Raw genomic sequence first — 14,932 nt, 5'->3', positions numbered from 1 at the left:
CTCCATGGCCCGGTTGACATGGACAGTCCTGCGTGACTTCGACGGTGGTAGTACGCGGATCGCCCTCGCGGGCAACCTCACCCCCGAAGCAGAACCGCACCTTGGCGCACTGCTGCTCGAAGGCTCCCTCGACGCTCCGCTGACCCTCGTGGTCGACCTCAACGCCCTCACGACGTCGGACGTTGCTCCCATCGCCGCGTTCCTCGCCCGGTGGGCCCCGGACCGGCCCGACGGACCGGAACTGACGTTGTCGACGAATCCTCTGACTCCCACGGGGAGACTGCTCCGCGCCACCCTCAGTCAGCACGCGATCCTCGGGAGGGCTCTCCTCGAACAGCCTGCCGCCGGACGTGAGTTGCCCTCTCCGCGCCGTGCGCACCTGCACCTGCCCGCCCGCGCGCAGTCGCCCGCCGCCGCCCGCCAGCTCGTCGCCCGGCAGTGCCGCGCATGGGGCATGGAAGCCGTGGCCGACCGGGCCATGGTCATCGCCTCGGAGCTGATCAGCAACGCCGTCCAACACGCCGGGACGGACATGGATATCACCGTCGCCCACGTGGCGGGGTCGCTCAGGATCAGCGTGCGGGACCGGGGAGGCGACACCCCCAGTTCCACCACCCCGACACTCCCCCGTCAGATGTCCGAAGGTGGTCGTGGCCTACCGATCATCGCCGCCCTCACCACTGACTGGGGCTTTTTCACCCTCGGTGACGGCAAGACCGTCTGGGCCGCCATCGGCGCTCCCAACGGATCAACCGTCGGCGGACGACCTGTCCCGATCTCGCCGCCAGGGTCGCAGCGGCCGCCGAGCCCGATGTAGCACGCCGAACCAGGCAGGCGTCTCCCGGGACTCGTCAAAGGCTTGCGCTATCACGACATCGGTCGACGAGTGCAACAGGATGGAGATCACGATTGTCAGAGCGACGAGGTGGAACACCTCGTCGCCGGCCGCGATGCCGGACTCCAGGACCAGCAGCCCGTAGACGACGGAAGCGAAGCCCTTCGGCCCGAACCACATCGCCGCGGCCTGCTCCCTGGCGCCGAGCCCGGAGCGGAGAAACGAGATCCACAACGCGACCGGACGAGCCACGAAGATCGCCAGCACCGCGAAGGCCCAGCCGGTCCAGGAGATCTCGCCCAGGAACCGAACCGAGATCAGCGCGCCGAAGACAAGCAGCGCGGCGAGTTTCAACAGCTCGGCGACGTTCTCCCCGAAATGCTCGAACGCCGCCCGCTCCCGCGGCCCGAACGTGGCCACGGTGATCCCCGCGGCGAACGCGGCCAGGAACAGGTTACCGTGGGTGGCCTTGCCCAACGCCAACACCAGAAGCCCGATCGCCACCCCGTTCAGCGGCGCGTACGCAGCGGACGCCGCAAGCCAGCGGGTGCGCTCCAACGCGATTGCCAGCAGCGGCACCAGCACACCGATGAGCAGTCCCATCGCGAGTTCGCCGGCGATCTCTCCCAGGTGCAGGTCGTCCGAGCCGGCGGCGACAGCCAGAAGCAGCACCACGAAGGGGAGGGCCAGCCCGTCATTGACGCCCGACTCCACGTTGAGCAGATGCCGTAGGCGGGCCGGCACCTTGTCATTGCCCACCAGCGCCGCCGCGAACACCGGGTCGGTGGGGGCCAGGATCGCGCCGATCAGCAGCGCCTCCGGCCAGCCCAGGCCGGCCACATAATGGGCCAGCAGCGCCGTGATCAGCAGGGTGAGGGGTAGGCCCCAACCCAGCGCCCGGCCGGGCAGCCGCCATGCCGAGCGCAGGTCTGCCCAGCCGACCCGCATCCCGTCGGTGAACAGCACCGCGAACAGGGCAAGCTCCGCGAGTTGCGCCACGATGGGGGAATCGGAGTGCAGGTGCAGCAGCCCGGTGGTGTCCTCGCCGAGGATGAACCCGGCAACCAGGAACAGCGCCGCGGTAGACAGGATGGTGCGATGAGCCAGTGCCGAGAGCAGCACGGCCACCAGCAGGACAACGGCGAACGACAACAACAGCATCGATCACGCTCCACAGACGTGCGTCATCACGATGCCGACCAGACCTCGCGGCGCCCCACCGATTCCGAACGATCATACCTGCGACGGCGGTTGCCTCGGTGCCCACCAGGAGCGGCGCAGACACCTGTGCCGCTCAGCTAGCCCGCGTGGTCGACGACGTCATCGAGGCTGCTGCCGTCACCAAGCTTACTGCTGGGGATGACGCTGAGACTGCCGTCGGACTCCAGCACCACCGCGGCCAACTCGCTCAGGTCTCCGATGCCGTTACCGCGGGCCGCCTGCCGGATCTCACTCTCCGCGATCCGAGCGCGTCGCAGGGCCGCGTGCCGCACCCGACCGTCGCGCAACAGCATCGTGGGGCGCGCCTTGAGCAGGCGCTGCGACGGCGGCCAGCGTACGGCGAGCAGTGCCACCACGTACTGCAACGTCACCAGCAGGGCCAGCGCAAGGATCCCCTCCAGCAGTGACACGTCCCGCGAGAGCAGGATCGTCGCCAGCGTGGACCCCAGGGCCACCGTGACCACGAAGTCGAACGCGTTGAGCTTGGACAATGTGCGTTTGCCGGAGAGCCGCAGGATCAGCACCAGCGCCGGATAGACGATCGCGGCGATGACGAGCAGCCTGAGCAGGTCCCCAGGGTTCTTCAGCACCATCCGGTTGACGTACCCACCGCTCGTACGCGGGACACGCCGGCTGGTGCCACGATCCAGAGCCGCTACTCCAAGGCACCGGTCGACGGCGGGAATCGTCACCCAACCGTCACAGGCTTTGGCGGTCGTACCGCGACATCCGGGGAAATCCTTGACCAAGCGCCACGACGGCGAGGAGGACCCACGAATGGGCAACTGGAATGGCCGGGTGCGTTCAATGGCAGCGCTACCAGCGGTGGTCCTGCTCGCCGCAGGCTGCACCAGCAGCCCCGTGACTCCGCAACCCAGCCCCGAACCGACGCTCACCACCACACCAGGAACGGTCGCGCGGGCCGAGGTGGGCGACCTGCTCACCGTGACCGCGAGCGTCGAGCGGGTCATCACCGACACGGCGTTCGTCGTACGCGACGTGGATCTGACCGATGGAACCCTGCTCGTGCTGTCGACGGGCCAGCCGGTGCCTACTCCGCCGCAGCTGGTGACCGTGCAGGGCACGGTGATCCGGTTCTCTCACCGCGACCTCACCGACCGTTACCAGCTCGGGCCGTCGGGACCGTACCGGGCCTTCGAAGGCGGCCGGGCGCTCGCCGCTCGTGAGCTGACAGTCTGGTGATCACGAGTTGCTGCGGGGACGGGTCATCGCGGTACGACCTGTGCGCTGACCGACAAGCTCACCCGCTGCGGATGAGCGGGATGACGTACGCGTGGCGCTGGCCCGCCACGGGACGGGCGTTTGCGAGATTCCACCGTCAGCTGCTGCATATGGTGGAAACGACGCGACGGACCCCCATCGGCCGATCGCCGGGGACGATGGGCGAGCAGCATGGAGCGGTTCCTGGAGGCATTCTGGGACACGAGCAGCGTGAGCGGTCGCCTCGTGACCAGCGTCGTCCTGGTGGTGTTGGCCGTCGTCATCGGCCCTGTCGCTGGCCGTCTGGCGACCCTGCGGGTGAGCGACACCACCAATCGCTACTACCTGCGCAAGGCGGTGCATTACCTGACCGTCGTGGCGTTGCTGCTTGCGCTGGCACTGCTGTGGCGGCCGTTCGCCGGCCGGATCGGCCTGGTCGTCGGACTACTCGGCGTCGGTCTCGCGCTGGCCCTGCAGGAGGTCATCGGCGCGTTCGCCGGGTGGATCGCCATCCTCACCGGCCGGCAGTTCCGCGTCGGTGACCGGATTCAGATGTGCGAGGTGCGCGGCGACGTCCTGGACATCACCCCGCTGCGGACCCGCATCCTGGAAAGCGGATCCTCCACCGACCCGGAATCCTGGATACGCGGCCGCCAGTACACCGGACGGGTGGTGTCCCTGTCGAACCGCTTCGTGTTCTGCACACCGGTCTACAACAGCAGCACCGTGTTGGACCACCTGTGGGACGAACTGACCTTCCCCATCCCCTACCAGGCGGACTGGCACCTCGCGGAGCGCATCCTGTGCGAGGAGGCGCAGAACATCTCCTCGACGGCCGAGGCGCGGCACGCCATCGCGCAGATGCGTCACCGCTACCCGGTCGCCGAGGCAGAGGTCGATGCCCGCGTGTTCGTCCGCGCCACCCCGAACTGGGTCGAACTGTCAGCACGGTTCGTCGTGCCGGTCCGAGCCGCCCGTCAGGTCAAGGACCAGGTCACCCGGCGAGTGCTGGACCGGTTTGCCGAAAACGGCATCCGGGTGGCGTCGGCGACCCAGGACATCACCGTCCACACACCCGAGGCGCCGGAAGCTCTCATCAACCGGGCGGACCGCCGGTAGCGGTCGCCGGCTCCGCACGGTGCGCGTACCAGCGACGACCGGGCATCGCGGTGACCCCGTGCACCACCGTGCTCGCCACCACCACCAGACTGCCGGCGGCCCACAGCCGAGGATCCCCGGCTCCTTCCTCCTGGCTGTAGGTGAGATAGAACAGCGCCGACACACCGATCGGTCCGAACCAACCCAGGAACACCGCACTGCGCCAGGACAGCCCCAGGGCCGGCTTCAGCGCGAGCACCACCGGCAGCCGGCGCAGCACCAACACCGCGATGACGAACGCCACCAGCGTCCAGCCCGACTCGCGCCACTCACGCCACGGCACCTCAACCCCGAGCAGGAAGAACAACGGCAACACCAGATAGCGGGTGAGCGCGTCGTCGAGCCTTTGCTCCGACGCGCGAGATCGGTCCCCGATCACCGCGTTGTAGGCGAGGCCAGCGACGAAGACCGCCAGGATGCCGTCGGTACGCGCCAGCCTGGCGACTCCCAGCGCCGCGACGCCGAGTACGACCGTGAAGACCAACAGCGAGCCCTGATCAACGTCCTCCCGGGCCCCAGCCGCCACGACGGCCCGGCCGGCGGCGTAACCGACCACCACGCCGACCACCACGGCCCCCACCACCCCCCACACCGCCTCCAGAAGGTGACCACCGACTGATCCAGAGGTCACGGCGCACAACGCGAGCACGACGAAGACGAAGGCGAGCCCGTCGTTCGCGCCCGACTCACCGCTGATCACCTGACGCAGACGAGCCGGCAGCTGCCGCTCCGCCGGCCCTCCGGAGACGACGCTGGAAGCCAGGACCGGGTCCGTCGGCGTCACACAGGCGCCCAGCAACGCCGCCAAAGCGACGGGAAGGCCGAGGACAAGCCCTGCCAGGCCGGCGCTGACCACCGCCATGCCAACCATCGCGACGGCGAGGAGCACGCCGACCGGGCGCACCACCGACCGGTAGTCCGACAGCGGAAAACGCAACGCGACCGCCATCAGCGAGATGGCCAACAGGACCCGGCTCGCCTCCAACGTCAACACGGACGCCTCGTGATGCGGCAGGTCGATCAGCCCGAGAATCGGACCGACCAGCACCCCCACCAACAACGCGAGCAGCGGCTCACTGACCGGGGTCCGACGAATGGCGCTGGACCAGAAGGCCAACAACACCCCCAGAATCCCCACCAGGGCGTAACTGAGGTGCAGCGCATCCATCCCTCGCCGCTACCCCGTTTGTCCCAGGTTCACACCCGGGGCCGCGTACCGGAGGCGTCGCAGAGATCGGCAGACGATGCGCGCCGCATCCGGGCGTGCGACACGATGGAACATGTGTTGACGAAGAACTGCGCATTGTGAGCCGGCCCCGCACCGCGTCAGCGCGCCTGGCCGAGGTACGGGAAAGCTTCTGGCTGGTGCCGGCGATCTTCTCGGTTGGTGCGGTGTTGGCGGCGGTCGGGCTGTCGGCGCTGGAGCTGCAGTTGGATCTGCCCTTCGGGGGGATCGTGCCCAGCGGCCCCGCCGGTGCACGCTCGCTGCTGTCCTCGATCATCACGGCGATGATCTCCTTCACCGCGCTGGTCTTCTCCATCACGGTCGTGGCCCTGCAACTGACCAGCAGCCAGTACTCCCCCCGGGTCCTGCGGACCTTTCTGCAGGACCGGATCATCCAGGCAACGCTCGGTACGTTCGTCGCCACCTTCCTGTTCGCGATGGTGGTGCTGGCCGCTCTGCCAGATCAGGAGGGCCAAGGGCTACCGGAGCTGTCCCTCGCCGTGTCGATAGCCCTCGTCCTGGCCAGCAGCGCCACGTTCATCTACTACCTGCACCACATCACCACGGTGATGAGGGTTTCCCACATCATCGGCTCCATCGGCGCGCAGACCCGACGGTCGATCGCCCGTCTCCCCCCACCCGACGAGCCACCGGCGCGTGTTCCCGGAGAGGTGACACAGACGGTGCCGGCCTCGGAACCCGGCATGGTCAACAACGTCGACCTCGTCCTGCTCGGGCGGTTGGCACGGGAGCACGAGTGTGCGATCTCCGTCGTCCCTGCCCCGGGTGACTTCGTCGCCTCGGGAGCGCCCCTGCTGCGGGTGCACCGGACCGCCGGTGGTGCGGCCCGTCCGGTGCCGGCCGACCGCGCCGGGCTGGGCGTGACCATCGGCGTGGAACGCAGCCCGGGCCAAGACCTCGGATTCGGCTTCCGGCAACTCGCCGACATCGCCGAACGCGCGCTGTCCCCAGGAGTCAACGACGTCACCACCGCCGTCCGGGCCGTCCAGGAGGCACACGACCTCCTCCGCCGGCTCGCGACCCGCCCCGATCCCACCTACGCCGTCCGCGACGACGACGGCACCGTCCGCGCCCGGATGAGCAACATCTCGTACGACACGGTCCTGGCCATGATCGTCGACGACATCCGACTCGTCTCCAGCGACCAGCCACGTGTCTTGCGATTGCTGGACTCCATCGTCCGTGACGTGGCCTCCATTGCGCTTCCCGTCCACCGAGCGGCGATCGATCGTCGGCTACCAACGGCAGCCCACGACGGTAGCTGACGACCCCGGGGTGCCCTCCGCGAGCGACGGTCTGCGCGGGCGAAACGGGTCAGGCAGTGTCGGTACGGCTTCCGGCGGGCTGCTCGCAGACGTCGGGGATGTTGTCGCGGTCGGCATCGACGGTCTCCGCGTCGTGGATGCGCCGGTAGGTGCGGTTGCGCAGGCGCAGGATGACCGTGGCCAACAGCGCGGCGGCCAGCGAGTTGGTCAGCAGAGTGACCGTGACGTCGTCGACCGGGCGCACCTGCAGGTCCTCGACGAAGCCCGCAAGGTCGTCGCGCTCGCTGCCGAGACCGCAGACCAGTTCACCGATCAGCAGCGACACCGTGAACCCGCCCCGGCGAGCGCAGCTAGACCGAGCACGGCAGGTGCCGCCGGATTTCGGCGTCGGGCGGCTGCGCCGGCTGGAACACTACGCGGGTGGGCACAGGATCGGCTGTTCGAGCCTCCCGGTGGGTGCTTCCCGGCGCGCCGGGGAGTCGCGTCACCCGACTAGAGCTGCTCTATGACTTGATCTTCGTGCTCGCATTCCTCAACGTCACCGTCCTGGTCGGTAACACCCTGCGACCCAGGACGCTGCTGGCCGGACTCGTGGTGCTGGCTCTGCTGTGGTGGTGCTGGACCGGCTTCGCTGCACTCGGCAACATCGTCCGCGCCGATCAAGGCGCGCTGCCGTTGATCGGATTCGCGATCATGGCCGCCGCCTTCGTACTGGCACTGACCATCCCCCAGGCATTCGCGGACGAACCCGGTGAGCTGCGCGGACCGGTGATCTTCGCGGTGGCCTATCTGACGGTGCGGGCGTTGACGATCGGCGCGTTCTGGTTCGTCACCGCACCCGGCACGCTGTCACGCCAGCGGTTGTGGCTGCATACCTTTGCGGCACTAGTTGTGGCCGTCCTAGTCCTGACTGCCGCTCTCACGCCCCTCTGGCTCGCCACCACAACCGCGGCCGCTGTGTGGATCCGAATCATTCTGTGGAGCGCGGCAATGATCATGGAAGCGATAGCGGCCCGGAGTCCGCCCTACATCGGCTGGGCCGGGCTCTCTGCTGGTCACTGGGCGGAACGCCACGCCCTGATCGTCCTGGTGGCGATCGGCGAGTCCGTGATCTCGCTGGCCCTCGGTGCCGGCACCCTGGCCCACCTCACGCTCACGGCGCCGATCATCATCGCGGCCGTGCTGGGGATAGCGCTGGTGGCAACCCTGTGGTGGCTGCACTACGACACGCTCGCGTTAGCGGTCGAACACGCCGTCCACGCCGTCCGCGACGACCGGCGCATCCCATTGACCCGGGACCTCTACACATACCTGCACCTGCTGTTGGTCATTGGGATCATCGCCACCGCTCTCGGGCTCAAGCTCCTGCTCAAGACCGTGGCCGACGGCGCCACGCATCCGCTAACTCCGATCGAAGTCCGCATCCTCTACCTCGGGGTCGTCGTGTTCCTGCTCGCCGAGATCGGCACCGTCGCGCGCACGTTCCATACATTTGCCACCCCGACGCTGGTCGCGGCCGCCGCGTTCACCGCTGCGGCCGGTGCAGCTGATCGAGTTCCCGCGCTCGCGGCCCTCGGATTCCTCACCGCAGGATGCGCCACCCTCGCCCTGCTGCAACGACTGCGGCAGGCAAACGCTCGGCAACAGGTACGGAACTCGGCACTGCAAGAGGAACACGCCGTAGAGACCGCCCTGAGCCAGTGGCGGCTTGAGCACCGCTGACCCTGCCCGCAGCCCTGGCTCCACGCTCACGGCCCTCGGACAGCTGTCTCGCCAGGGGCGCTTCCGGCGATCTTGGTTAGTAGGTTTCAGGGCGGCCGCGACGCCTGGGACACCTTCTGGCGGGACACACACGTGAGCCTCTGTGTCAGCTACCGGGCTAATCGCCCCGACCGCGACGAACGCCGTCCTCCTGCCGACGCTCAACGCGTCGCTCTGGACAACTCGGGAGATGGGTGGCCAGTCGGACCCGACGATTAGCGTCGTCAACCGAACAGCCGGTGGTGCGGAGCATGTCACTGGCAGCGACGCGTACCTGGGTGGCGACGGCCGCGCCGAAGGTCTCCAGGCCGAAGATCCGCCCGCGTTCCGCCTGAACCGCGGCGTACAGAGCGAAACGGCGGGTCTGTTGATGGGATCGGGCGGAGTGCCGGACATCGCGGTGCAGTTGGTCCACGGCGTCGGCCAGCGCGGCGACTGCCCGGGGGAGGTGTTCGGGTAGGTGTTCGCGGTATTCAAGGGCAGTCGCAGCACGCCGGGCGAGATCCTGGCTGTCATCGATGACACGAACGAGGTGACGGACGCCCCAGTCGTAGCGTTCGAACTCCTGACGGCGGCTCCAGCGGGCCGGCGCGATGGTAACCACTTCCTCCGCGCCCTTGGTGGCGTCCTGCATACGCTCCACGTCCGGCCCCAGGCTGCGTAGAGCCTCCATGGCGGCCACGGCCTTCTGGTTGTCCTTCAGACGCAGCGCCTGCTCGAGGCAACGCAGCTGGCCGGCGAGCGTGCGGAATACCGGGCCGGCGGCCCGGTTGATGATCCGGATCGGATGCAGGGGCAGCAGAATTGCCACAACGACGAGCCCGACGAGACTGCCGACGACCGCATCGACGACGCGGGGTATCTCCAGGTTGCGCTCGCTGGAGGAGAGTGTGGCGATGAGGACGGCCGTTCCCCCGACCTGACTGACGACGGTGCCACCCCGCCCAACGAGTCCGAGGGCGATGCCAATGGCGAGCGTGACGATGACGCCGGTCTGCCACGCACCGCTACCGATGAAGTACACCAAGGTGTCGCCGACGAGGATCCCCAGCCCGATCCCGAGCAGCAGTTCGACAGTACGGCGCGTGCGTTGACCGAGTGCGGCGGCGATCGTGCCCACTGCTGCGGAGGGAGCGAACACCGGATTCGGGTTGCCAAGCAGATTGTGAGCGATCCACCACGACAGACCCGCGGCCACGCCGGCCTGAACGGCGATCATGGTGATGATCTCCAGTTGCCGCAGCCGGAGACGAGCCGTCCTGCCTCCCCAGCGACCGGCCCCGGTGGCTGTCCTGCCGAGATAGCGGGTCAGCACCATCAGGGGTGGCCGGTATCCGGAGATGGGCCGTGAGCGTACGGGCGTCATGGCCGGAAATACCCGCCGTACCGCGTCCCAAGCCTCACGAACAACCACCGGCGAGCCCACCCCTGCCGAGTTTGGTGCCCCGCCTGTCGGGGACCCATCCCCTTCTCTTCGAGGTAGTGGCGGCGGCGAATGAGCGTCGCGTACGGCAGGAGCAGCCGATGGATGGTCGACGACGGGGCGAGCCGAACGATCCGCGCCAACTGGAGCCGCCGGTGGGTGCGATCGCCCCGCCGCCGAGTCCGGGAAGCCGGCTACCTCTCGTCGGACCGCTGACCCTCAGCGCCGTCCTCAGCGGCTGCGCCGTCCTCGCCGGTACCTGGGTGGTGTTCGCCCCACACCTGCTTCAGTACGCCTCGGAGAAGCCGGTCGCCACCTGGAACCAGACACTCACAGGATTCATCATCGCCGGTACGTCACTCATCCGATACTTCAGACCACGCCACCTGCCCGCGCTCAGCGGGATCGCGGCAGCCGCGGGCCTGTGGCTGCTCGCGTCGCCCGTCCTACTCGGCCACCTCGACCGTCCAGTGTCCGCGCCCGCCTTGTACACCGACGTCGGCGCAGGGTTGCTGGTGGCTCTTGTTTCTTCTGGCAGCGCGATGCGCACCTTGCGGGATGGCAGGCGCAGGCGTGGCGTGGCGACCACCGCACGCCACTGACCCGGCATCGCCAGGGCTGGCAGCCAAACCGGTCAGGGGCGTTCCCAGAAGTCCGGGCCGATGGGGTCTTTGTAGTCGGAGGAGGCGACGAAGAACCCATCGTCGTCGACCTCGATCGGGAGTTGGGGCAGCGGCCGACTGGCGGGGCCGAAGATGGGCTTGGCGTTCTCTGTGATCAAGAACTGCGACTGGTGGCAAGGGCACAACAGCCGGTTGGTCTGCTGCTCGTAGAGGCTGGCGGGGCAGCCTGCGTGGGTGCAAATTTTGGAGTAGGCGATGTAGTTGCCCCACATCCAGTCGGTCTTGCCGGCTTCCTCGTTGTTCTCCCGGGCTTTGAGTGCGTCTTCGGCGCGGAGGTGGATGAGCAGGGTGACCGAGTCGGCGTACTCGTTGCTCACACCGTGCGAGATGCCGGGAAAGACGGTGACCTGCCCGCCGGGTAGCAGATCCGCCGGGCGCACCGGGCGGCCGTCTTCCCGGACCAGGCGGATGCGGGTGATCGCGCCCTGCTCGTCGGCGGGGGCGAAGCCCGTCTGATACAGCTCCCGGTCCGTGTGCGGGTCACGGATGAGCCCGCCGACCAGCGGTGCCGCGACGACCGCGACGACCGGGACAAGGCCGGCGAGCAACGAGACGCCCAGCAGCGGGCGGCGTTTCACGCCGAGTTCGTCGGCCATGTACAGCATGGTCTGCCCCGTGATCCGCCGCTCCGCGGGAGAAACGGCGCCCTCGTGCCGGTCCTGGATGGACACCTCCTTGGGCAGCACCTTCTTGCCCCACAGCAGGATGCCGAACCCGACGGCCAGCAGCGCGATGCCCATGGTCCCGCCGAGCAGCGGCGTGTAGTACTCCTCGATGTCGGCGACAAGGCGGTAGCGCCACGGCCACCAGATAAACACGGCCAGAAAAGCCAGCGAGGCCAGCCCGGCGACGGCGAACAGCGCCGCGACGGTACGCACCAGCCGCCGCTCGGCCTTCGAGCCGGGCAGGACCTGCGGCTCGTAGTGGACGATCTCGATGTCGTCACGCTTGGCGCCCTCGCGGACGATGTCGAAGCGCGACAGCGTGGGGTCGTTGACGTCAACCGGCTCCCGGGCCTGCTGGACAACGTGCTCGCTCACGACTTGCCCGCGATCCACAGGCTGGCGAAGACCAACGCAACGATGCCGACCAGAAAAACCGCCAAACCCTCAGTCGAGGGGCCATAACGGCCCAGGTTGAACCCGCCTGGATCGTGGTCGGACTGAATCACCCGCTGGATGTAGGCGATGATGTCAGCCTTCTGCTCCGGGGTGAGCGTGTTGTCGCCAAAGATCGGCATGTTCTGCGGGCCGCTGAGCATGGCCGCGTAGATGATCCGGTCGCTGGCCGGGTGGAGGCTCGGCGCGTACTTGCCCGACGACAGCGCTCCGCCGCCGCCGCCGAACGCGTGGCACTGCGAGCAGTTGACCCGGAACAGCTCCCCGCCCCGGGCCAGGTCCGCGTCCTCCACCCGCGCGCCGATGTCATCGGGCACCACCGGCCCGACGCCGAGGGAGTCGATGTACGCCGCCAGCTGGCGGACCTCCTCGTCGGTGAAGAGCTGTGGTTTGCGCTGCGCCTGCGCCTCCTGCCGGGCCAGCGGCATCCGGCCAGTGCCCACCTGGAACTCGACGGACGCCCCGCCGACGTTGATCAGACTCGGTCCCCGCCCCTCTACCCCACCGGCACTACGCCCGTGACACGTGATACAGCTGACCTCGTACAACGCCTCACCTTCGGCGGCAGCAGGGCTCAACCGCGGCTCCTCCTGCGCCCGAGCCGCGGGCGCGAAGAAGGCGTACACCCCGCCGGCCAGCAGCAACGCCACCATCAGCCGTACAGCTGCGCTGAACCGCCGACGGACCGGTCCTGCTGATGATCCACGGCCCCGCGGCCCCGCAGAAACCGGCCGTGACGTGTTCCCCACGAATCCCCCGCCTCACTGATGCGGACATAGAGTGAGCTCTTCTCCCGAGGGATTTTAATCCATTTAGGGAGAGATGGGCCCATTTCAGACGGTCAGAAAGCCCTCGCCGCCCTCCGACGGCTGTCACACCGAGCTGAGGTTTCTGCGTATGCCGTGATCGCGATGGTGGCGAGCACCAGCCCGGTGTAGCCGAAGATCGGCTTGCGGGAGAAGACCGGAATGATCTCGGTGATGATGCCGAAGAACGGCAACGCGATGCCATATACCTCGGGATGCCCGAAGTACCAGAACAGATGCTGCCAGAGCATCGGGCCGCCGGTCGCCGGCTCGTACACGTGGCTGTCGAGCACGCAGGGTCAGGATCGTCGTGATCAGGTTCACCGCGCCGAGAATCGTACCCAGACCCGAGATCACCAGGCCGATGATCCACATGTTGCTGCCCACGCCCGGCGAGTGCTGCTCGGTGCTCAGCGGCGTGTGCTTGGTTTGCAGCCAACCTTCGGCATGCCGGAGCGGCCTGCTCACCGCCTCGCCGTTCACCCTGGTGATCGCCAGCGTGGAAGTAGCTCTGGGGGGATGCCCAGCGGCTACCCCGTGGAGCAACGCCGCTCCAACCGCCCTGACGGCCGCCGCCGTCGGCCGCCGCCGTCGGGCTCGCAAGGCGGGCATGGCGGCCCGCATCGGGGCTTGGTAGATAGCCTGCCGGGCGTGTTGGCGGTCCCCGGCCATCGACGTCGTCCCGCTCGCCACGAGCGGCCCGTGATTCGAGGACCACGCCAGCAGGTGGCATTCCCGGTTCGGCACGCGGGCGTGAATCAGGCCCAACTAGCCTTTACCCCAGTCTGCGCGGGCATGGCACAGGCCCCCGCGCCGGGGCGGCATCATGACGAGGAGGACTGACGTGACGCGCTCGATCAGCGGTTCCTGGCGGAGGGCCCCGCTGCTGTTCGGGGCGGCGGTGGCTGGGGTGCTCCTGTCCGGGTGCGGCGCCGGCCAGGTCGCCGAGACCGTCAACAAGGAGCCGTCGGTCCAAGGCGTCAACGTCAAGTCCGCCAACGGCGAGTACGCCGTCCGCGGCCTGCTGGTGGCCTACCCAGGCTTGGACGGCTACGAGGCCGGCGACAACGCAGTCCTGAACGCAGTGCTCTACAACGACTCGCCGAACCACGTCAGGGTGACCGTCTCCACCGAGGACGCCCGCGAGGTCGTCATCACCGACGCCGACCCGGCCGCCGGAATCGCCGCCGCACCGACGGAGATCCCGGGGGCCACGTCCTCGCCCGGCGGCACCGAGTCGCCGAGCCTGGGCGCCAGCCCGACCGCAAGCGTGTCGCCCACCCCACCCGGCCAGCCGCCCCGGGTGGAGATCCAGCCGCTGAGTCACGTGCAGCTCAACACCGAGGGCCGGCAGGTGCTGCAGCTCCTCGGGCTGGACGAGTCCCTACGCTCCGGCCAGAACGTCTTCGTGACCTTCGACTTCGGCAACGGCCAGAAGATCACTGCTCCGGCTCCGGTCGCCGTGCCGCTGAGCCCGGCCGCTCCCCCGCCGCCGATGATTGAGCGCGGGGGCAGTCACGAGGGCCAGATTGAGGACGGGCACGGCGGCGAGGGCGGCGCCGGAGGCCGACTCACCCCATAACGCTTCGACCGCGCGCTCGTCGTGCGAAGGTGCTGGCGGTCACCGGCGGGCTCACCCCGCCCGCGGCCGTGATCGTGCTGATGCCGCTGACCCCCTGCGCACTATCGAGCGGACCGCATCCCCGACACTGGCCGCGTTGTCGGGGCACCTCGCCGCCACCGGCGCCGCGCTGTGCCGGCGCGACGCGGCCGCCGCCGCCGAGGCGCTACGGCGGCTACGCGACATGGACAGGCTCCTCGCCGCAGCGCCGTCGCTGGCGCAACACCTTACGGCCCTACAGCGACGCAGCCGTCCATCTCGACCGCCCATCGCCGACCATGAGACTGACCTGCACGAGCTGGGCGTCGTCGTGAGCACCCTCGCCGCGGCCGTCACACGGCTGCAACGGCCCCTGACCGCGGTCGGTCAAGCCGGGCGAGCCGCCCGCCACAACCTCGACTTGCCCGGCACCGTGGTCATGACGCAGGTCCGCACCATCGCCAGTAACCCTTTGCGCGCCAGCGGCATCGACCGGTCCGACCCCAACCGCCTCGTCCGCGACGCATCCCGCTGACGCGTGAGGAGCGACTGCCGCTGCCTCACTCCGGCGGGTCGGGATGCTTCCCGTCGGTGC

At 68.7% G+C, this 14,932-nt stretch carries 15 protein-coding genes and 1 pseudogene; 8 read left to right on the top strand and 8 right to left on the bottom strand.

Features of this window, described 5'->3' with window-relative positions; translation table 11 throughout:
- Positions 1-4: 4 nt before the first annotated feature.
- On the top strand, positions 5-817 hold the full coding sequence (locus tag ACIA47_RS16090; RefSeq protein ID WP_203118237.1) for an ATP-binding protein: 813 nt from the start codon (positions 5-7) through the stop codon (positions 815-817).
- Here the strand turns inward: ACIA47_RS16090 and ACIA47_RS16085 are convergent.
- Both ACIA47_RS16085 and ACIA47_RS16080 read right to left on the bottom strand, forming a co-directional pair.
- On the bottom strand, positions 749-1,996 hold the full coding sequence (locus tag ACIA47_RS16085; RefSeq protein ID WP_203118235.1) for a cation:proton antiporter: 1,248 nt from the start codon (positions 1,994-1,996) through the stop codon (positions 749-751). The genes ACIA47_RS16090 and ACIA47_RS16085 overlap by 69 nt on opposite strands.
- A 137-nt stretch (positions 1,997-2,133) precedes the next feature.
- Positions 2,134-2,649 carry a DUF421 domain-containing protein gene (locus ACIA47_RS16080; RefSeq protein WP_396708565.1) on the bottom strand — a complete coding sequence of 172 codons (516 nt, stop codon included), beginning with the start codon at positions 2,647-2,649 and terminating at the stop codon, positions 2,134-2,136.
- Positions 2,650-2,863: 214 nt separating this feature from the next.
- On the opposite strand from ACIA47_RS16080, the gene ACIA47_RS16075 reads away from it, so the two are divergent.
- Positions 2,864-3,259 (top strand): hypothetical protein, encoded by a 396-nt coding sequence (locus tag ACIA47_RS16075; protein WP_203118225.1) that lies wholly within the window; start codon positions 2,864-2,866, stop codon positions 3,257-3,259.
- Positions 3,260-3,469: 210 nt separating this feature from the next.
- Positions 3,470-4,396 (top strand): mechanosensitive ion channel family protein, encoded by a 927-nt coding sequence (locus tag ACIA47_RS16070; RefSeq protein ID WP_396708563.1) that lies wholly within the window; start codon positions 3,470-3,472, stop codon positions 4,394-4,396.
- On the opposite strand, the gene ACIA47_RS16065 is transcribed toward ACIA47_RS16070, so the two are convergent.
- Positions 4,374-5,603, bottom strand: a complete 1,230-nt coding sequence (locus tag ACIA47_RS16065) for a cation:proton antiporter (RefSeq protein ID WP_203118222.1) — start codon at positions 5,601-5,603, stop codon at positions 4,374-4,376. The genes ACIA47_RS16070 and ACIA47_RS16065 overlap by 23 nt on opposite strands.
- Positions 5,604-5,740: 137 nt before the next feature.
- Between ACIA47_RS16065 and ACIA47_RS16060 the strand changes: the two genes are divergently transcribed.
- Positions 5,741-6,946 (top strand): DUF2254 domain-containing protein, encoded by a 1,206-nt coding sequence (locus tag ACIA47_RS16060; protein ID WP_396708561.1) that lies wholly within the window; start codon positions 5,741-5,743, stop codon positions 6,944-6,946.
- A gap of 49 nt (positions 6,947-6,995) precedes the next feature.
- Here ACIA47_RS16060 and ACIA47_RS16055 read toward each other — a convergent pair whose 3' ends face one another.
- Entirely contained in the window at positions 6,996-7,271 is a 276-nt protein-coding gene (locus ACIA47_RS16055; protein WP_396708559.1) for a hypothetical protein, read from the bottom strand.
- A gap of 95 nt (positions 7,272-7,366) precedes the next feature.
- Between ACIA47_RS16055 and ACIA47_RS16050 the strand changes: the two genes are divergently transcribed.
- Positions 7,367-8,668 carry a low temperature requirement protein A gene (locus ACIA47_RS16050; RefSeq protein ID WP_396708557.1) on the top strand — a complete coding sequence of 434 codons (1,302 nt, stop codon included), beginning with the start codon at positions 7,367-7,369 and terminating at the stop codon, positions 8,666-8,668.
- A 157-nt stretch (positions 8,669-8,825) separates the two neighbouring features.
- Here the strand turns inward: ACIA47_RS16050 and ACIA47_RS16045 are convergent, their stop codons facing one another.
- Positions 8,826-10,025, bottom strand: coding sequence for an aromatic acid exporter family protein (locus ACIA47_RS16045; protein ID WP_396708555.1), 1,200 nt, complete (start codon positions 10,023-10,025; stop codon positions 8,826-8,828).
- A gap of 164 nt (positions 10,026-10,189) precedes the next feature.
- Between ACIA47_RS16045 and ACIA47_RS16040 the strand changes: the two genes are divergently transcribed.
- Entirely contained in the window at positions 10,190-10,732 is a 543-nt protein-coding gene (locus tag ACIA47_RS16040; protein WP_396708553.1) for a hypothetical protein, read from the top strand.
- A gap of 32 nt (positions 10,733-10,764) precedes the next feature.
- On the opposite strand, the gene ACIA47_RS16035 is transcribed toward ACIA47_RS16040, so the two are convergent.
- The 3 genes and pseudogenes from ACIA47_RS16035 to ACIA47_RS16025 all read right to left on the bottom strand — a co-directional run.
- A complete protein-coding gene (locus tag ACIA47_RS16035; protein WP_203118206.1) occupies positions 10,765-11,853 on the bottom strand; it encodes a Rieske 2Fe-2S domain-containing protein in 1,089 nt (362 codons plus the stop codon).
- Positions 11,850-12,680: a c-type cytochrome gene (locus ACIA47_RS16030; RefSeq protein WP_396708551.1), complete on the bottom strand. Its 831-nt coding sequence runs from the start codon at positions 12,678-12,680 to the stop codon at positions 11,850-11,852. The genes ACIA47_RS16035 and ACIA47_RS16030 overlap by 4 nt, the downstream gene beginning before the upstream one ends.
- A 149-nt stretch (positions 12,681-12,829) precedes the next feature.
- A pseudogene (locus ACIA47_RS16025) lies at positions 12,830-13,178 on the bottom strand (cbb3-type cytochrome c oxidase subunit I); the annotation flags it as partial.
- A gap of 403 nt (positions 13,179-13,581) precedes the next feature.
- Between ACIA47_RS16025 and ACIA47_RS16020 the strand changes: the two are divergent.
- On the top strand, positions 13,582-14,319 hold the full coding sequence (locus ACIA47_RS16020) for a hypothetical protein (RefSeq protein WP_396708549.1): 738 nt from the start codon (positions 13,582-13,584) through the stop codon (positions 14,317-14,319).
- A 136-nt stretch (positions 14,320-14,455) separates the two neighbouring features.
- Entirely contained in the window at positions 14,456-14,872 is a 417-nt protein-coding gene (locus ACIA47_RS16015) for a hypothetical protein (RefSeq protein WP_203118202.1), read from the top strand.
- Positions 14,873-14,932 lie beyond the last annotated feature (60 nt).

It is taken from the genome of Micromonospora sp. NPDC051227 (assembly GCF_044455385.1).
Taxonomy (GTDB): domain Bacteria; phylum Actinomycetota; class Actinomycetes; order Mycobacteriales; family Micromonosporaceae; genus Micromonospora.
This window is presented reverse-complemented; position numbering and strand designations above follow the sequence as displayed.